The organism is Kordia sp. (assembly GCF_965283645.1).
Lineage (GTDB): Bacteria > Bacteroidota > Bacteroidia > Flavobacteriales > Flavobacteriaceae > Kordia.
In genome coordinates this window covers 2,609,956-2,629,293 of sequence record NZ_CBDIPG010000001.1, presented here as the reverse complement: position 1 = coordinate 2,629,293, position 19,338 = coordinate 2,609,956, and the positions used below count along the sequence as shown (strand labels likewise).

Below are 19,338 nucleotides of genomic sequence, written 5' to 3'. Positions count from 1 at the left end.
ATTATGTGTGTAATCTTTACTTAATTCACAGTATCGCCACGCAATTTCCGATAGGCTTTTTGCGCTTCTACATAATGAATGCTATCTTGATGATTGAATATAATTTCTTCAAAGTAATCTTTTGCCGTATCAGGATCATCAAATTGATTGAGATATAATTTTGCCATCGCATAATACGCGTCGTCTACTAAGATATCTTCTTTGAAAAATTGAATGATTTTTTTGTAGTTTAAACGTGCTTTGTCAAATTCGCCTCTTTTTTCATAAAGTTCAGCTTGTTTTAATAAAGCTTCATCTTCAATTTTTTCACCTTTGTGATTTTGCAAAATTTCTTCCAATTTAGCAATAGCTTCTGTTTCTTTTAGTTGATACGCTAATAAATCTGCTTTTGCATATTTTTTTAAAGCAGTTTGAGTAGAATCTTCTAAAGAATTATCCGAAATAATCAATTTGAGCTTTAGAGCATCATTTGCAATTAATTGAGAAACCGAAGATTTTAATACTTTCAATTGCGTTTCTGCCCATTCAAAATCACCTTTGTAATAACTTGTTCGTGCAACTCGGTACCGTGCATCTTGTCCAATAACATCGTTTTTTAATGTAGTTTGTACTTGTGAAAAATATATCAATGCTTGATTGAATTGCTCCTGATATACCAAAATATCACCAAGTGCCAATTTAACCGTTGCCAATTGTCTTTTGTTTAGCGGTTGCTGTATGGTTTCTTTTAAATATGCTATTGCGGCATCAGGCTTATTTTTCTGAAAAGCCATAAAGTTTGCGTAATCGCGTTGTAATAAAACCGTTCGGTAATCGCGTGGATATGCTATAAATAAGTTGTCGAATCGTTGTTGAATTTCATCGTAATTTCCGTCTGTAACAGTTTCAATATCAAGCTGAATTAACAATTGTGATGCACGAATGATGGTTTCGTTTTGATTTGATTTTTCAATAATATACGTCAATACTTCACGTGCAGTTTCGTTGTCATCATCTTCCATACTCATACGCGCCAAGTCGAAAATACGTTGCAAAGAAGCATCACCTTGCATGTAAATTGCTTTTTCTTGTATGAAAGCTCTTTTGTATTGTTTTTGCTGAATGAACAACCAGCTTAAGAGTTCATTCCATAACAAATTAGGCTCTTGTTGATTGCGTTTGAGCAGTATTTTTCGGAATAGAATGTTGTTTTCGTCATTTGGATCATTTCGTAAAAATTGACTAATGATTCGTTGTGCATATCCTTTTTGTTCAACTCTGTTTTTGATTAAATCTAGGTAGCTGGCAAACATTTTTTCAATGTCTCCTTTTTCACCATAAATTCTAGCAATATTATTGAGGAAGTTATAATTAGGATTTGCTGCACGTGCTTGTTGATAAACACGCAAGGCATAATCAAGTAATGATTTTTTTTCAAATGCACGTCCAACAATATAGGAAGCCGAAATTTTAGATTCGGTATATTGAACTGCAGTTTCATAGTATTTTTTTGCGCTAAGCGAATCTAGTTTTAAATCGTAATTAAAGCCAGTTTCTACCAATAGTATCGGATTCGATTTTGGCTTCTGAATAGCTTCAAGCAATAATTTTTCAGCTGTATTAAAATCTTCCATTTGCTGATAACTATTAATCATTCCAATGAAGTAATTGACTTTACGCGGCGATTCTTTATACAGTTTTTCAAAAGCAACAATGGCCTTTTTGTATTCTCCTTTTTCATAATATTGGCGCGCCAACGCATCATTTTGTGCAAATGTAGTTGTGTACATTCCCAAACTGATGAGTAAACATAAAATATAACGCATAGAAAAGCTTTTGTTCAAAGATAACATAAAGTATGTTAAATAAATTGTAATGTTGGTAGAAGTTAGGTAGCAAAGCCGCTAGAGGTTAGACCGCTGGCACTGTTAGATATTGTGAATTTATAAAACATGATAATAACAAAATGCCTGAGCAATCGCTCAGGCATTTCTAGTAGCTATAAATTCCATAGATTAAAAACTATTTAAAACTAGGTTTGGGTGTATAGCATTTTCTGTTTAGCTCTTAATATGATACGTGCTAGCTATTAATCTATGGATTACGTAACATATATTGATTCTGATTTGGATGACAAACATACCTTAATTATCGATTAAAAGCAAAAAAGATCGACAAAATACATTGTCGATCTTTAAAAAAATATAAATTAGTATAAACTTTTTAGCTTAAGATATGATATCAAAACCTGTATATTTACGTAATACTTCAGGAATTTCAATACCATTTTCTGTTTGATAATTTTCTAAAATTCCCGCTAATACTCTTGGCAATGCCAATGCACTTCCATTTAATGTATGTGCTAATTGCTTGTTTCCGTCTTTGTCTTTGATTCTCAGTTTTAAACGATTTGCTTGAAATGCTTCAAAGTTAGAAACTGAACTAATTTCCAACCAACGATCTTGCGCGGTAGAAAACACTTCAAAATCATAAGTTAAAGCGGCTGTAAATCCTAAATCGCCACCACATAAGCGTAAAACTCTATACGGAAGTTTTAATTCTTCTAACAGTTCTTTTATATGTGCAACCATTCCGTCAAGTGCGGCATATGAGTTTTCAGGACGTTCAATACGTACAATTTCTACTTTGTCAAATTGGTGCAAACGATTCAATCCGCGCACATGCGCGCCATAACTTCCAGCTTCACGTCGGAAACAAGGTGTATATCCTGTGCAACAAATTGGTAAGCTTTCTGCTTTAAGCAAATCGCCACGAAAAATATTCGTTATAGGAACTTCTCCAGTCGGAATTAAGTACAAATCATCTTCAGTTACATGATACATTTGCCCTTCTTTATCTGGCAATTGACCAGTTCCAAAACCAGATGCTTCATTGACCAAATGCGGCACTTGATATTCTGTATACCCTGCATCTGTATTTTTATCTAAGAAATACTGAATTAATGCACGTTGCAAACGCGCACCTTTTCCTTTGTATACAGGAAAACCAGCTCCTGTAATTTTATTTCCAAGTTCAAAATTGATGATGTCGTATTTTTTAGCCAATTCCCAGTGTGGTTGCGCGCCTTTATGCAATGTTGGTATGTCACCAGCACTGAAAATTTCTTCATTGTCATCTTCACTATTTCCAGCAGGAACCAAGTCGTTTGGCACATTCGGAATTGTATACAAAAGTTGTGAAACAGCTTCTTCTTTCTCCTTTAAATCATTTTTCAACGTCTCTGAAGTAGCTTTTAATTGTGTGCTTTTTTCACGTAAAATCGCGGCTTTTTTTGGTTCACCACTTTTGAATAATTGCCCAATTTCTTTGGATAATTTATTAGAGGAAGCTAACGTGTTGTCTAACTCAACTTGCAAACTTCTACGTGCTTCGTCTAACGAAACTACTTCGTTTACAATTTCAGTGGCATCAAAATTTCTTTTTTTCAAAGCCGTTATGATGTTGGCCTTGTTGTCTCTAATAAATTGTAATTGTAACATTTTGTTTTATTTTTGGCGTTCCCTTCGGTCAGGCTTTCCGCTATATCTTTTTGATACTGTTATTGCGAGACAAATTTTGAATTTGTTGTGGCAATCCGTTAAAAAGAAACAGATTACTTCGTCGTTTGCTCCTCGTAATGACGTTTTTAAAACAAAAAGGATGTCGCTTCAATCCTTAACGCGCTGATTATTGAAGATGCAAAAATAGTCAAATTAAGATAATTGACGTATTATTTTTTAGCTTAGAATTTTTTACCAGTCAAACTCAAACTTTTTTACTGATATCGTAAATGGTTATCATTGAAAATTAAGTTTTTCATGTGGAGTACTTTTTTTCCACAGTATAGAAATTGTTTTCTGTTTTCCGTTAAAGATTTTTGAAGTCTGTGCTGAACTTGATTCCGTATTCTTTGGGGAAGCAAAGAAAATGAAATGCGAATAATTAGATTTTTATTCTGGATTTTTATCGTATTTACTCTTAAAAGGCAATAACCACGTATGATGAGAAAAGTGTGACCATTCTTCAGCGGCTAAATCTACTTTAGGATCGAAAAGTTGCTGATATGGATGATTGTTTACGCGCATGCGACCAATTGCATAAATTTCAACTTCTTTTCCTTCTTCGGCATATTTCTTTTTAAGAAATTGCACAAATTGCCATAACATATCCGGTTTTACAGCTATTCTTGTTGCTTGTTTGGGTGATGTATACGTTGCTGGATTTACATACGTAACAACTCCGGATTCTTTATCGACAACTTTGAGTTGTAGGTAGCCAGTTTTAGAACGCAACATCATACGCCAACTTAACCGATGTCCTTCTTCCGTTGATAATACATTATCTTGAAATGTCCAATGACGCAACGGCAAGAGGATTTGTGAAATGAAGTATAGTGCAAATATTGGAATTACAATGTTTTTGTATGAAGATACAATCACTTCATTTCCTTTATACACTTCTTTCTTTTTGAGAAAAATGTTTCGAACAGTTTCAGGTTCAAAAAAGAAAACACACAATGCCAATGACATGTACGGAAAGATTCCTATGTGCAATACAAACGAGTTGAATAAATGAAATACTACCGAACAAAAAAAGATAAACACACGTGTACGTTTCCAAAGTAACAGTGGAATTACTAGCAAATCAAAGCCAATTCCGACATAGGTTAGTACGTAATGAACCCAGTTTTGCTGTAAAAATGAACCAACAATAGGAAGTGTTTGTTTGCTAGACATTAAGTTTTTAGCAACTTCGCCACTGAGCCAATCGGGATACATTTTGGCAACAGAAGCATATGTATACACAATGAATAATTGCAAAATGAAAATCCACAGGCACCAATTGGGCATGGAAATCTTTTTAAGCGTAGGATTTCGTTTCACATCTAACGAAAAATAACGATGCGCAGGAACAATCCACATAAAAACGCACAATAATATTAACAGATAGTAATGATTGTTGTACGATGTTTTTTGCATGAGATATACACACGTCCATAATACCGTAAAAACTCCCATGCTCCAACGATATTTGTAGCCTAGCATTACCATAAAACCACAAATTCCCATGATTGCAAAGTAAAAGTAGAAACCAGCGGAATAATCAGCCATGTTGAGTCCGAATACATGAAAATCTAGTAACGGTTGTTTTAGAATTTTATGCATTGGCGATAGTACGCCTTCAAAACCAATAAATGGAAATGTAAAATCTGGTTGAATAAATGTGCGTTTTACCCAGCCTGTGAGAATAGCGCCAAATCCTTCCAAACCAATGAGCAGCCCAAAAAATACTCGAAATACAACGAGGCTGGTATTGTCTATTTGTTTGTAAAGAAATTTAGTAAGCATTGTAAGTTTCAATTAACGCTAAGGATTGTGTTTTGTCTTTTAGCAATTGTTCTTGCAGTTTTTCTACGGACTGAAATTTTCGTTCATCGCGTAAGCGACTTATCAACGATACTTGAATGTTTTTATCGTAGATATTTTCATCAAAATCAAAAAAGTGAACTTCAATTGTTTGCTCAGTTCCTTTAACGGTAGGATTTGTGCCAATATTCATCATACCAAAAACCGTACTATTTTCAATGATGCTTTTTACAACATATACACCTTGTTTTGGAATTAATTTGTAGCTTTCCCTTATGTGAATATTTGCTGTTGGATAGTTGATTGTTTTTCCTAACCCTTTACCAGATTTAACAACTCCTGTTAGCATAAATTCATATCCAAGATAGGCGTTTGCCGTAGCAATATCACCTTCGTTAAGCGCTTTTCTAATTTTGGTAGAACTAATGGTAACGTCGTCAATTTCTTTTGCTTGAATTTCTTCTACTTTAAAATCGAATACAATTCCAAATTCACGCAAGTTATCAATATTAGCGGTTCTGTTTCTTCCAAAACGATGGTCGTATCCAATAATTATTTTCTTTAGATTTAGTTTGTCGATTAGTAAATCGCGCACAAAATCTTTTGCTGTCAATCTTGAAAATTCTTTGCTAAACGGATATACAATTAAGTTGTCTAACCCTGTTTTGTTTAGGAGTTGTATGCGTTCTTCAATTGTATTTATGAGTTTGATGCCTGTATCTTGTTGTAGCACCATTCGCGGATGCGGAAAAAAAGTAAGTAGCATTGTGGAAAGTCCATCAGATTTTTCAATGAGATTTTCAATAATCTTTCTATGTCCTACATGCACACCATCAAACGTTCCGATGGTTATTGCAGCTGGATTTTCAGCTTTGTATGCTTCAAAAAAATCTATGGTATTCACTATTCGTTGCTTTTTTACAAAACTATTTAATTCCGATCACAAAAAATAGTGATTGTTATTTTAATCTTGTAATCTACAAAAAGAATCTTCTCATGGATGAAAATAAATGGTTCACCGCTTCAACTTTTATAAGTATCGAAAAAATAATGAAAAGTTATGATAATGCCTAAAAAAAATGTAATTTTTGAGAAACAATATGATAGTTTTACATCAAACTTCAATCAAAAATTAAATGTGAGTTCAGCTTCCGCTGGAATGTATAAGGTTCGTGTAAATGATGGCGCGCGTGTAAGTGTTAAAAAAATAATTATTCAATAGGAAACCGACAATTTATTGAGTGAACTGAGAAGAGAGACGTGTATTTGCTTCTCTCTTTTTTTTATTTTCCGTTAAAATTATTCATCGTATTTGAAATTCCGGCAGTTCCAAACGATTTTATGAGTTCTACACTTTTTTCGAGTCGCTCAGGAAGTTTATCATTTTCTTCGGTATTCCATTCGCCTAATACATAATTTACTTGTCTACCTTTTCCAAATTCGGCACTAATTCCAAATCGGAATCTTGGATATTTTGTTGTGTTTAAAAGTGCTTGGATACTTTTTAAGCCATTGTGTCCGCCATCACTTCCTTTTGTTTTGACACGAATTGTTCCAAATTCAAGATTCAAATCATCCGTAATAATCAATACATTTTCAACAGGAATTTTTTCTTTCGTCATCCAATAACGGACAGCTTTTCCGCTGAGGTTCATGTACGTGCTTGGTTTTAACAATATAAACGTTCTTCCTTTAAATTTATACGTAGTTACATCACCTAATTTATCAGTTTCAAACTTAATTTCTTCTTTTTTAGCAAAAAAATCTAGTATTTTAAATCCGATATTGTGTCGAGTGTTTTCGTATTCACTTCCAATATTTCCTAAACCTACAACGAGAAATTTTTTCATAGGATCTGTTTCTTCTATAATTAATGATGTTTTTGCACGAGTTGTTGTGCGGAGTAGTTTTCTAAAAAACTGAAACATGTTGTATAAATTTGTGTAAAAGTAAAACCTATTGTGTCTTATGGCAAATTTGAACCTTAAAAATTATTCAAATTCGAATTTTACTAAAACAAAAAAGCATTCCATATTGGAATGCTTTTTCTAGATTAGAATATTACATATTCTTAACTTTTTTCAGCATCTTTTTCAGCTTTTGCAGCGTCTTGAGCAGCTTTCATTGCAGCACGTGAGATTCTTACTTGACACACTACAGTATTATCTGTGTGTAACAATTTGTAGCTTTCGTTTGCTAGCTCAGTAACATATACTTTGTTTCCGATTTCTAATGAAGAAATATCAGCTTCAATAAAATCAGGTAAATTCTTTGGCAATGCTTTTACTCTAAGTTTACGTTTGTTTAAGCGTAAGGCTCCACCAGCAATAACACCTGGAGATTTTCCAATAATTTTTACAGGAATGTCCATTGTCAATTCTTTATCTTCATAAGAACGATAAAAATCTACGTGTAAAATTCTATCACTTACTGGGTGAAATTGAATGTCTTGCAAAATTGCATTGTGTGTAGAACCGTCTTCTAATGCAATCACAACTGTGTGCGCATTTGGAGTATACACTAATTTAGAAAATGATAATTCTTCTGCTGAAAAGTGTAATGGATTGTCTCCTCCGTATAATACGCAAGGAACCTTTCCAGCATTACGTAAGGCTTTTGTTGATACTTTACCTACGCTTTCTCTTTGAGATCCGTTAATTGTAATTGATTTCATTTTTTGTGTTTATATTAATAATTAATTACATTAAAAATTTAGAGCTGATAGAAGTATTGTTATGTACTCTGTGCATTACATCTGCAAACAAATGTGCACAACTTACTACTTTTATCTTGCTTGATTCTTGGCGTAATGGAATAGAATCTGTTACGATTAACTCTTCTAATTTTGAGTTTTCTATTCGTTCATACGCTTGTCCTGATAAAATAGGATGTGTACATATTGCTCGTACCGATAATGCTCCTTTTTCCATCATGACTTCCGCAGCTTTCGTTAATGTTCCGGCAGTGTCTACCATATCATCAACCAATACTACATTTTTTCCTGTTACATCACCAATGAGTTCCATATGTGAAATTACATTGGCTTTTTTACGTTGTTTGTAACAAATAACAACATCGCTTTCTAAAAATTTAGAATAAGCATACGCTCTTTTTGATCCTCCCATATCTGGAGAAGCTACAGTTAGTTTATCTAAATTAAGTTTTCTTAAATATGGCAAAAACACGGTAGATGCAAATAAATGATCTACTGGTTTTTCAAAGAAACCTTGAATTTGATCTGCATGTAAATCCATAGTAATAATGCGTGTTGCTCCGGCTACTTCTAGCATTTTTGCTATTAGTTTTGCGCCTATTGGAACTCTTGGCTTGTCTTTACGATCTTGTCTTGCCCAACCGAAGTAAGGAAGTACAGCTGTAATATGACGAGCGGAAGCTCTTTTAGCGGCATCAAGCATTAAAAGCATTTGCATCAAATGATCTGAGTTTGGAAACGTAGATCCTATGATAAATACTCTTGCTCCACGAACCGATTCTTCAAAAGAAGGTTGAAATTCGCCATCACTATAGGTTGAGAACGTTACTTTTCCTAATTCTGTTCCGTACTGATTTGCAATTTTTTCTGCAAGCTCTTCACTCTGTGTACAGGCAAAAATCTTTGGTTCTGGTACAGTGTAGGACATATTAATATTCTGTTTAGTAGTTAGTTAATTGTTGTGTTGTGTCAAATGAGGTGCAAATTTAGAAATTTATTGCAACTCTAAAAGCTTTTATTTCTTTTTTTAAGTGAGATTTAAAAATATTTTCTAAATTTGCACTCCTTTAAAAGCTCGAGTGGCGGAATTGGTAGACGCGCTGGATTCAAAATCCAGTTCTTTCGGGAGTGTGGGTTCGATTCCCACCTCGAGTACTTCAAACAAAATCCTAGCAGAAATGTTGGGATTTTTTTGTTTTTAAGAACTGTTGTTTTAAATGTTAACGATGGTATTACCGTAAGTTATTCATAATTTGTTTTTATATATTTTATTCTTAATCAAAATATTTTATCATGAAAAAAAAGAATTTAAAGAACTTACAGCTTAACAAGAAAGCTATTTCTCTATTACATAATAGTTCAATTAACGGAGGAGGCTCAAACCAGTGTACTGAATTTGATTTATGTTGGTTAACAACTAAAGGCATTTATTTATGCAATGATTGTTCATAATATTTCATGCTAAGAACGAATTTAGGTTCGCTTTTTTGCAAACAGTTATGATGATGCTATAGCTAAGAATTTGAAATCTTCAACAAAAAAAACGATTTTAGATTCTTTAAGATGTACAGCAAAGGCTTTAACAAAAATGTTAAAGCCTTTTTTAATTCTTACCTAAACATTTTATGAAGCTAGTCAATTGCGTAAAAAAAAGGAGAGACACATTAAATAAACCTTTTGATGTTAGTTTAAAGACATTTATTAAAATAAAAACTACTGAAAACGTATATGATAAAGTTTGAGTTAGAAGCGAACCTTTTTTTTATCTCCCGATCAGCTACGTGGTAAAAACAAATTGATCTATAACTTGCCTGAAACTAGAATAGATTTAAGTGAATGCTCAGTAAACTATAATAATCGAACTGCTGCTGGAATTAAAATTAGCTTTCACGATACAACTTCCGATAAAGGATATAAAATTTATATGTTGAACTTCATAAGGCACCAGAATTCATGGATATTAGTTTCCAGAGAACAATTAAATACTCTTAAAAATGATGCAAACGGAGAATCTTTAGGTTGTTGTTATGACAGTATCAATGCTAATTGTAGTACTGTTTTCAAAAGAAGTGAAGTTGTTTATGTAACCAGTGACATGATGTACCATTTAATTAATGAAAAGTGTTACTGATTCATTAGGTATTTTTCCTGCTGACTAGTCTAAATTAATAAAAAGTCCATTTCACAAAGATTAGTAAATGACTTTTTTAAAGTTTTCAAACACATTCTTTTGGTAAGTACAATTTTAGTGAAAAATAGAAATGATGCACACTTGCTTTATTAGATGAAAGATGTGTGAATTTTTCGTTTCTCACTATTTTTTTAATGAATTCCTATACGGTATTGTTAAAAATCTTATAGTTTAATGAGCTTATTACTTTTTTTGTGCACCATCTTTACACTTTCGATACAATTTCCTTGATTTACAATATTTTAAGGTGTTAGTAATGCTTTTTTTAAATCTATAACACCTTCCAGATTTTCCTGTTTTTATTATCGTGATTCATGAATATCGATTAGCAATTCTTTTATTTTCTATTCTTATTGTCAATATTTGTTATCAGTAATTCTGAGGTATAGTTTTTAGACATGGCATAATTAAATGGTAATAAAAACTACACTTAGTTTATGGTTTAACCATAATAGTATGATTGGCTTAATCTTTACTTTGTGACTAATTATGAGCAAAATAAAAAGTTAAAATACACCTTTTTTTCTATCATAATTATATCTGCAATTATAGTTTAAGCGTAATTGTATTGCATCTTATTAATCATTTGAAAACAAGTGTTTTATCACAAATACATAAATGTAAATTCTATGAATTCAAAACTACTTACAGCTTTACCAATTCTTTTATGTTTTCTCTTAAATGTAAATAAATCAGAAGCTCAAAACATGTACTCTCTAGCTGGCTGGAATGTTGGTACGGGTAATATTACGGACTTCAGTCAATACGGAGCAACCAGTTCCAATATTCGAGAACTAGGATATAATCATATTGGAGACGAAGAAGTATTGTGGAAAGCAATACCAAATCCATCAAGTAATGGTGAAGGCGGTATATACGGCGCGTATAAGAGTATTGATAAAACAAAAACGTATCGATTATCCATATGGATAAAGAAAACAAATTCTGCTGATGGAAGAACATATTTCGGTTGTCATAGTAAAGTTGGCAGTACACATTATACCTTAAATTTAGATGGTACTGCGAATTCAAATCCTTATTTCTGGTATGGAGATCTTCCAAAATTAGATCATTGGTATCTGCTTACAGGATATGTGCATAAGTATAACTATTCGGGACCTATTCTGGGGAAAATATATGATGGAGTTACAGGAGAAGTCGTTGCAAATCTTCAAAAAGAATTTAAATTCTCTTCGGGAGCTACAAATTTAATGTTACGATCATTTCTTTACAACGATCCCAACTTGCAGGACAGACAATATTTATACGATCCGCATTTAGAATTAGTTGATGGAACGGAATCTACGCTAGAGCAATTATTAATGGTAAATCCAAATTCTAAATTATTATTTGTGTACGATAATGCAGGAAATCAAAAACAACGATTCTACTGCGCTTTTGCTAGTTGTACAGTGCCTACTCCTCCAGCAGGAAGAGTAGCATCTGAAGAAGTTGTAGCGATAAAGAAATCAGAAGAAATTGAAGATGATAATATTATAGTTGAAAAAGAACTTTCACTCTACCCAAACCCTACAAGAGGATTGGTTTTGTTAAAATTTAATTCCAATTCAGATGTGTCTCTAGCACACGATATCAACGTATATAACAGTCTAGGTATATTGGTAAAAACCATACCAAGTAATGCTAAAAATGAATTAGAAATAGACTTAGCAAATCTATCTTCAGGAATGTATTTAGTTCATATACATTTAAGTAACAATACAAGTATCACAAAACAAATCATCAAAAAATAAAAAGGGTTGGACATGAATATAAAAAATTACTATATAAGTTTAGTATTACTTTTAATGGGGTTTTCTGGTTTCGCACAAAAAACACCTGAAAATTTAATCAGAGGAACAGAAAGTTCAAAAAACATAACTTCAAAGCCAATTTATAGCGATGATAGAAAAGTAACAATCCAAGATAGATCTAATGATGCTAAGCCAGGTACAGTTTCAGGCGTACAAGGCAAAGCTTCCTCACAAGTTGGAACAACTCCAGCAGATTTTGCTGTATCCTTATCAGGAGGAGCAACCTACAACATTCCTATTGCAACGCCACCTGGTATACGAGACATTAGTCCAGATATAGGGTTAAATTTTAACAGTCAAGCATCCAATGGTTTGGCAGGATGGGGATGGGGATTTTCTGGATTATCTTCTATCAGTCGAGTTTCCGCTACAGAATTTCATGACGGTTTTGTAGATGGAGTTGATTTTGATTCTAGTGATCGTTTCTCATTAGATGGACAACGACTATTGCTCGAATCAGGAACCTACGGAGCCGCTAATTCTACGTATACAACAGAACGATTTTCTAATGTAAAAATTAAAGCATTCGGAAGTTCACCATATGGCTCGTCTTACGGACCATCATATTTTATTGTATATTACCCAGACGGATCAAGAGTTTGGTACGGAAGCGGAAGTACAAACCCAAGAAGCCGTTTAGAATGGTCTATAGGAAGAAAAGTAGATCCGCAAGGAAATTCAATTTTTTATAATTACATATCTGATGGAGAATTAAAACTCATAGATAGAATTACATTTGGAGGAAGTGCAAATCCTAAAGTTGAAATCAAATTTTACTATAAAAACAGAAAAAGACCTGAATTATCATTTGTAAAAGGAATTACGTTTAGAAGAAGTAAAATTTTAGATAGAATCGAAACAAAAGGTGATAATCAATTGTATAGAAAATATGTATTAACTCATAACGAAACATCTTTGGGTTATGAACGACTCACCTCGGTAAATGAGCATAATAAAAATAATCAAAGTCTAACGCCGATAAACTTTAGCTATGATAACTCTTCTACAAATCCAAACCCAGATACGTATGCAGGAACGTTGTATCCAGGCTATAACTATCAAACCGATAATATCCTATCAGGAGAATTCAATGGAGACGGAAAACTAGATTTTATTCTATACAACAAAAATACAAGAAACGAGTTGCATGTGTTTGACAATATTTACGAGTCTTCTTATAACAATACAGAAATAGGACGCTCATACAATGTATCAAATTTTGATGCTGTCATTGGGAACAACATGCTGAATCATCAAGGGAAAAAACTAGCCCAGCAAGGAATTACGCTTATAAAAGAAAATATCAGTGGAAACACATCTTCGGTTCAGTTCAAAAGTTATTATCATGGAGCTGTAGGATTATATTATCACTACACAAAAACATGGAATGCACCAACCTATACATATGAAAGTTCGTGTAATAGCTCTACAAGAAAGAAAATTCCAAAAGAATATATCTCAGGAGATTTTAATGGTGATGGTTTAACAGATGTATTAGCCATAGGAAAACCATATACAAATAGATACTGTTATGAATACGACTGTCCTGGTGGCGGTGGTGGCGTTGATCCTTGGGACAATATACTGCAACCAAAAGATGAAAATGATGAGGATTTTGCTATCAGAAAAGAGAAACTCTTAAAAGAAAAACTAGCGCAAAAAACAACGCAAAACTCTGAACAGAGTGAACGACTTGCTCCAATTGATATAATTGATCCAGGTGATGGAGGTGGCAATTCAGGAACTTGTTGCTCTTGTAGTACGTATACAACCAACTACAAATCGGCATACTTTATTGATTTAGATAGAAATTTAACATCAGGATTTGCTAATTGGGCAGGAAGCTTGCAGCAAGAAATAAAATCTAATGATAGAGTTTTAGGTGCAGATTTTAATGGAGACGGAAAAACAGATTTATTTCACTTTACGGAAGGAAAAGCTTTTGTTTATGAGCTAAATAGCAGCAATCAGCTAACTCTAATTCATACAGAAACAGATAGCTATATCAAAATGAGTCGTCCTATTCTATTAGGAGATTACAATGGAGATGGGAAAACTGACTTTTTAGTACCTACAGCCAATAACAGTAAAAACTGGCGCTTCTTTTTATCAAGAGGTAGTAACATCTTAAAATATACTAAATACTTAGATTTAATCACGTACGTAGAAAGTCAAGTAGTACAATACTACAACTACAATCAAGGACCAACAACGAATGCTCTTGTAGAAGTAAAATTTATTGCGCAAGATGTAAATGGTGATGGAAAAACAGACTTAATAAAACATTGGATTGCGAGTGCATACTCTACAAATCACAACTATTCTGAAGATGTTGTGAATATTCATGTAAACAAACTTGGCGAAAATGATGCAACACCTACTTTTCAACACACGTCAAACTATCTTCAAACAAACACAGGTATAACACGGTTTGGTCAGCCTATATTTTTAGATTCTCATACAAATTCTGATAATATAGAATATGCTTACGTTAGTGCAAATCACTTAGCAGCGTATGAATTTGAAGGCGATCATAGAAAAGATGTCACATTAGAACAAATAAGCAATAATGGTACTTCTCACCTTATAGACTATACAGGTTTAACGAATCAAGGAAATGATTATCAGCAAATTTATACAGGAAGTTATGATGAAGTATATCCATATGTAAACGCAAATATTGCACCTTCTATAAAACTCGTTAGTAAAGTTCGGGAAACAGGTAGCGGATCAACGCGAACCCAAGATTTTAGGTATACTGGAGCTGTATCGCATGCAAAAGGATTAGGGCTGTTAGGCTTCAAACAAATTAAAAAATCAAATATCTATGGAAATGGAGTTCAAACACTTTGGAATATTACAGACTTTGATATTCAAAAAAGAGGTGCTCCAATACAAGATTGGGTATCTACAAGCCTTTCCAGTACGCCAAATAGCTTCATAAGTAAAAATGATTATACGTATCAAACACAACTAACAGCGGATAAAATCTTTATCAATGTACAGTCTCAAATTGTCTCTGAAAACACCTTAACTGGTATAACAAGTACAAAAGCATTTAGTTATGATTCGTATTACAATCCAACAACAATTACAACAACAGTGCCTGGAGGTTCAGAAACTTCTGTGCAACAATATATAAACAATCCGGCTCCTTTTAATCAAACATATACAATTGGAAGACTATCCGAAAAAACGACGACAAATGTTTTAGGGGCAGATTCATTCAGCGCAACTGAAAAATATTTTTACAGTAACAATCTAGTTACACAAGTCAGAAGAAAAGGGAATGGTACGGCTTGGTTATATGAATACTATCAATATGATTCCTTTGGGAATGTGTTGCAAAAGAAAGTTACTGGAGTTGGTATATCGGACAGAATAGAAAACTTTGAGTTTGATACCACAGGTAGGTATATGACAAAATCAATTGATGATGAAGGACTTGAAACGACCTATCAATACAATGCGGCAACAGGAAATCCTACAAGTGTAACCAACGCATATGGCTTGCCAATATTATATCAATATGATGATTGGGGAAGAGTAACTAGAGAAACGGATTATCTAGGAAAACATACTTACACTACCTATGCAAATAGTTCAACCTATGGTGCTGGAGGGATGCTAAAAACCATAAACCATGAAAAAGGTGAAGATGAAAAAATCTATTACAATCCAGTAGGTTGGGTGATGAAAAAAGGAATATTAAGTCTCGATAACAAATGGATATTTAAAAACTTTGAATACGATGTAGCAGGGAAAAAACTAAAAGAAAGTGAACCGTACTTTAGTACAGCAGCTCCTACACAATGGAATCAATATGCTTTTGATCAATATGGCAGACCCATTTCACAACAACTATATACAGGAAAAGTAATAACTACAACGTACAATGGTTTAATGGCAACGGTTGATGATGGTACCAAAACAGTAACATCAACCAAAGATACTTTTGGGAACATAGTTAGTATTCAAGATGATGGTGGAACTGTAAACTATACATATTACGCCAACGGAAAAATGAAATCTACCAACTATGATGGTCATATTGTAAATATCACAATTGATGGTTGGGGAAGAAAAACAGCATTAACAGATCCTTCAGCAGGTACGTTTACGTATCAATACAACATCATAGGAGAAATGTTGCAAGAAACAAGTCCAAAAGGAACCACGAGTTATCAATACAGTCCAATAGGTAAATTAATTCGAAAGGAAACTGTGGGAGATCAAACAAACATAGTTACGGACTATCAGTACGATACAACTACAAAGCTATTAAAGCGAATGTTAGCTACGGACAATGAAAATAGTATAAACTATGACTATAACTATTACTATGATAGCAATAAGCGATTAAACAAAATTACGGAAGACAATGGAACGGCCGATTTTGAAAAACAATTAACATATGATAGTTATGGACAAATTGATAAAGAAACATACATTACAAATGCCGCAGGAGTAAACAATACTGTTGCTGTAAAAAATGTATATGACACGGCAACAGGTGTATTAAGAGAAATACGTGACTTTAATACAAACCTACGTTTATGGCGAATAAATAGCGAAACTGCCAGAGGAAAATCCTTAAGTATAAGTTTAGGAAATGGAATCATCAAAACAAAACAATACGATCAATATGGGTTTTTAACAAATATCTACGATCGTAAACAAGGACTATACATAATAGGAACGCCGCCGCCTACACCTATAGTAGCGCTAAAAATGGACTACAGTTTTAATCATCAACGAGGTATTCTTAACAGTAGAAAAAACTATGCATTCACAAATTGGAATGAAAACTTCTCGTATGATAACTTAGATAGATTAACTCAAATTAGCGGAGCTGTCAACCATCAACAAGAATATGATCAACGAGGGAGAATTGTTGAAAACTCTTTCATAGGTGAATATAACTACAACAATTCAAATGCGTATCGATTAGAAAATGTAGAGTTAAACACGCAAGGAGATTTATACTATCAGCAAAATGAATTGCAACAAATAACGTACAATGCATTCAAAAAACCTGTAAAAATTCTTCAAGAAGACAATGGAATCGTAAACTTTGAATACGGACCGTTCATGAACAGAACACATGCGTATTACGGAGGTTTGCAAGAAGACAAAAACTTGCGTCAATACCATAAACAATACTCAAGTATCATTCCTGTAGAAGTTATTAAAGATAACACTACCGGAACCGTAAAAGTATTTAACTACATTGGAGGTAATGCGTACAGCGCGCCAATAGTTCACATAAAACAACAAGGAAGTAGTCCAATAGATGAATACCATTACTTACACCGTGATTACTTAGGAAGCATTTTAGCAATCTCAAACGAAAGTACAGAAATTGTAGAAAAACGTCAGTTTGGAGCATGGGGAGAAACAAATCAATTTGTAAACCTACAAGGCGACACAGTTTTCAATCATGATTCTTTACTTGGTAGAGGTTTCACAGGACACGAGCATTTCTTTGAAGTATCACTCATTCATATGAATGGTCGTATGTACGATGCAAAACTAGGTCGTTTCCTATCGCCCGATAATTTTATACAAGATCCATACAATACACAGAGTTTTAACCGGTATGGCTATGTATGGAACAATCCGCTATCATTTAGCGATCCAAGTGGTGAAATAATTTGGGCAGCAGTTTTAGTAGGTGTAATCGTTGGTGCAATTTCAGGTGCTGCGGCGTACATTGGTCATGCAATACAGACAGGAAACTGGAGTTGGGGCGGTTTTGGAATGGCTATACTAGGAGGAGCTATCATTGGAGGAATAACCTACGGAATTGCGCCGTCCATGGTCTGGAGTACAGGCTCCTTACTCTCCATTGCGGCAGGAGGTTTTGTCGGTGCTTTTTTACCGTCGTTTAATATTCCCATAGGCGATTGGAACATAAGTATAAGCCCGTCTGTAGCATTTGGGAATGCGTCCGGAATAGGTGCTAGCTTAAGTGTTAGCTATAGTGATGGTAACTGGAGTTTCTCAGCAGGTATTGGATATATGAATTATGGTAACTATAACGGCTTTGGGAATGGAGTTGAAATAAGAAAATCTATCTTAGCCGCGTATGACGATGGAAAAACAGGATTCTCCTATGGAACAAATTGGTGGAGCGGTAAAGGCGGCATGAGTGATTTTAAACAAAGAACAGGTGTTGTAGGATTTAGAAGTGGAGATTTTAAATTGCGATATGAAAATGATGGTTCAATTGGTCCTGCAGGAGATAAAGGAGATAGCTTCAGAACAGCTTCCCTAAATCTATCTATTGGAGATTACTCCGTAGGTTTTCAATTATTCACAGGATTTAGAGATTTAGAGGGAGAAAAAGCACTTCCTGGTGGATATAACGGAATTCCTGGTACCAACTATACAGATTCTTTTGGAAGAAACTTGCCAAACGGAAAAACTATAGAAGGAACACCACATAGACTTGGAGCGTTAACTTTTGGATACAAAGGATATAAAATTGGGGTAAATTCTGAAAAAGTTAGACATGCCATTCAAAACCACGCAATTCATAACTTAAGAATTAGAGCTTTTGGCTTAACTTTATTAGATAAAAGACAGCGAGGATTTGAAAATCAATCGTGGGATTGGAAAGGATATTCACAATACAGAACACCTAATGCATTTTCATCATGGTAAAAAAGATGTTTATACTGAGCTTTTTTGTAATCATTTTTAGTTGTATCACAACTAAAAATGATTATGGAATGGCACGTTTTAAGCCAGCTAAATTCAGTATAAAACCGAATCAAAATAAAGAATACATAAAACATATTGATACGACGGTATTTTATATGGCTGTGTTTTCTGAAGAATTTATTAAAGAATACAATCTTGAAAACTTTAAAAGTGGAATTAAATTTTATGGAGAAGGTAAAGTAGGGCATTTCAAAGGAATCGATCTCAACAAAGCAGCATCATTCAATCCTAAAAAAGCAACCATGGGATATTACAATTACAGTGATGAAGGTTTTTTTGTGGAATACGTATATGAAATTCCTGGTGGCACCTATAAAGTTGCAAAAAATCAAATTATATTACGTGAATCATCTCGTGATACTTTAGTCATAAAAACGTTTCAAAGCGCAACGAGTGCTGAGAAAATAACAAAGTATGTTAAAAAGAAAATTCCAAAAGAAGCGTTACAATACCATTTAGATTGGTAAAATTTGACATCATTTTTATAATGATGCTAAAAATCAATATTTGTATCAAACTCACATAAAACACAAAAAGGTTGTCCAACAA

At 33.6% G+C, this 19,338-nt stretch carries 11 protein-coding genes and 1 tRNA gene; 5 read left to right on the top strand and 7 right to left on the bottom strand.

Annotated elements, in window-relative coordinates:
- Positions 1-20 precede the first annotated feature (20 nt).
- The 4 genes from ACQ654_RS11570 to ACQ654_RS11555 all read right to left on the bottom strand — a co-directional run bounded on the left by ACQ654_RS11570 (position 21) and on the right by ACQ654_RS11555 (position 6,249).
- Positions 21-1,805 carry a tetratricopeptide repeat protein gene (locus ACQ654_RS11570; RefSeq protein ID WP_430410489.1) on the bottom strand — a complete coding sequence of 595 codons (1,785 nt, stop codon included), beginning with the start codon at positions 1,803-1,805 and terminating at the stop codon, positions 21-23.
- Positions 1,806-2,207: 402 nt separating this feature from the next.
- Entirely contained in the window at positions 2,208-3,479 is a 1,272-nt protein-coding gene (gene serS / locus ACQ654_RS11565) for a serine--tRNA ligase (RefSeq protein ID WP_430410488.1), read from the bottom strand.
- Between the two features lie 450 nt (positions 3,480-3,929).
- Complete coding sequence (locus ACQ654_RS11560; RefSeq protein ID WP_430410487.1) at positions 3,930-5,327, bottom strand: HTTM domain-containing protein; 1,398 nt, start codon at positions 5,325-5,327, stop codon at positions 3,930-3,932.
- Positions 5,317-6,249 carry a bifunctional riboflavin kinase/FAD synthetase gene (locus tag ACQ654_RS11555; protein WP_430410486.1) on the bottom strand — a complete coding sequence of 311 codons (933 nt, stop codon included), beginning with the start codon at positions 6,247-6,249 and terminating at the stop codon, positions 5,317-5,319. Before ACQ654_RS11555 ends, ACQ654_RS11560 begins: the two co-directional genes overlap by 11 nt.
- Positions 6,250-6,411: 162 nt before the next feature.
- On the opposite strand from ACQ654_RS11555, the gene ACQ654_RS11550 reads away from it, so the two are divergent.
- Positions 6,412-6,567 carry a T9SS type A sorting domain-containing protein gene (locus ACQ654_RS11550; RefSeq protein ID WP_430410485.1) on the top strand — a complete coding sequence of 52 codons (156 nt, stop codon included), beginning with the start codon at positions 6,412-6,414 and terminating at the stop codon, positions 6,565-6,567.
- A 61-nt stretch (positions 6,568-6,628) separates the two neighbouring features.
- Here the strand turns inward: ACQ654_RS11550 and pth are convergent, their stop codons facing one another.
- The 3 genes from pth to ACQ654_RS11535 all read right to left on the bottom strand — a co-directional run bounded on the left by pth (position 6,629) and on the right by ACQ654_RS11535 (position 8,986).
- Entirely contained in the window at positions 6,629-7,195 is a 567-nt protein-coding gene (pth, locus tag ACQ654_RS11545; protein WP_430410484.1) for an aminoacyl-tRNA hydrolase, read from the bottom strand.
- Between the two features lie 221 nt (positions 7,196-7,416).
- Positions 7,417-8,019 carry a 50S ribosomal protein L25/general stress protein Ctc gene (locus ACQ654_RS11540; RefSeq protein WP_430410483.1) on the bottom strand — a complete coding sequence of 201 codons (603 nt, stop codon included), beginning with the start codon at positions 8,017-8,019 and terminating at the stop codon, positions 7,417-7,419.
- A 25-nt stretch (positions 8,020-8,044) separates the two neighbouring features.
- Entirely contained in the window at positions 8,045-8,986 is a 942-nt protein-coding gene (locus ACQ654_RS11535) for a ribose-phosphate pyrophosphokinase (RefSeq protein WP_430410482.1), read from the bottom strand.
- Positions 8,987-9,131: 145 nt separating this feature from the next.
- Between ACQ654_RS11535 and ACQ654_RS11530 the strand changes: the two genes are divergently transcribed.
- The 4 genes from ACQ654_RS11530 (at position 9,132) to ACQ654_RS11515 (ending at position 19,256) form a co-directional block, all read left to right on the top strand.
- A tRNA-Leu gene (locus ACQ654_RS11530) sits at positions 9,132-9,213 on the top strand.
- 1,665 nt (positions 9,214-10,878) lie between these two features.
- Positions 10,879-12,003: a T9SS type A sorting domain-containing protein gene (locus tag ACQ654_RS11525; RefSeq protein WP_430410481.1), complete on the top strand. Its 1,125-nt coding sequence runs from the start codon at positions 10,879-10,881 to the stop codon at positions 12,001-12,003.
- Positions 12,004-12,015: 12 nt separating this feature from the next.
- Complete coding sequence (locus tag ACQ654_RS11520) at positions 12,016-18,729, top strand: polymorphic toxin type 23 domain-containing protein (RefSeq protein WP_430410480.1); 6,714 nt, start codon at positions 12,016-12,018, stop codon at positions 18,727-18,729.
- 68 nt (positions 18,730-18,797) lie between these two features.
- Positions 18,798-19,256, top strand: a complete 459-nt coding sequence (locus ACQ654_RS11515) for a hypothetical protein (RefSeq protein WP_430410479.1) — start codon at positions 18,798-18,800, stop codon at positions 19,254-19,256.
- Positions 19,257-19,338: the final 82 nt, after the last annotated feature.

Bases quoted from the DNA above. Each gene is read 5' to 3' on its own strand.
- ACQ654_RS11515 (WP_430410479.1), top strand. From the start codon at position 18,798: ATGGCACGTTTTAAGCCAGCTAAATTCAGTATAAAACCGAATCAAAAT.
- ACQ654_RS11540 (WP_430410483.1), bottom strand. From the start codon at position 8,019: ATGAAATCAATTACAATTAACGGATCTCAAAGAGAAAGCGTAGGTAAA.
- ACQ654_RS11520 (WP_430410480.1), top strand. From the start codon at position 12,016: ATGAATATAAAAAATTACTATATAAGTTTAGTATTACTTTTAATGGGG.
- ACQ654_RS11525 (WP_430410481.1), top strand. From the start codon at position 10,879: ATGAATTCAAAACTACTTACAGCTTTACCAATTCTTTTATGTTTTCTC.
- ACQ654_RS11560 (WP_430410487.1), bottom strand. From the start codon at position 5,327: ATGCTTACTAAATTTCTTTACAAACAAATAGACAATACCAGCCTCGTT.
- ACQ654_RS11535 (WP_430410482.1), bottom strand. From the start codon at position 8,986: ATGTCCTACACTGTACCAGAACCAAAGATTTTTGCCTGTACACAGAGT.
- pth (WP_430410484.1), bottom strand. From the start codon at position 7,195: ATGAAAAAATTTCTCGTTGTAGGTTTAGGAAATATTGGAAGTGAATAC.
- ACQ654_RS11570 (WP_430410489.1), bottom strand. From the start codon at position 1,805: ATGCGTTATATTTTATGTTTACTCATCAGTTTGGGAATGTACACAACT.
- ACQ654_RS11550 (WP_430410485.1), top strand. From the start codon at position 6,412: ATGCCTAAAAAAAATGTAATTTTTGAGAAACAATATGATAGTTTTACA.
- serS (WP_430410488.1), bottom strand. From the start codon at position 3,479: ATGTTACAATTACAATTTATTAGAGACAACAAGGCCAACATCATAACG.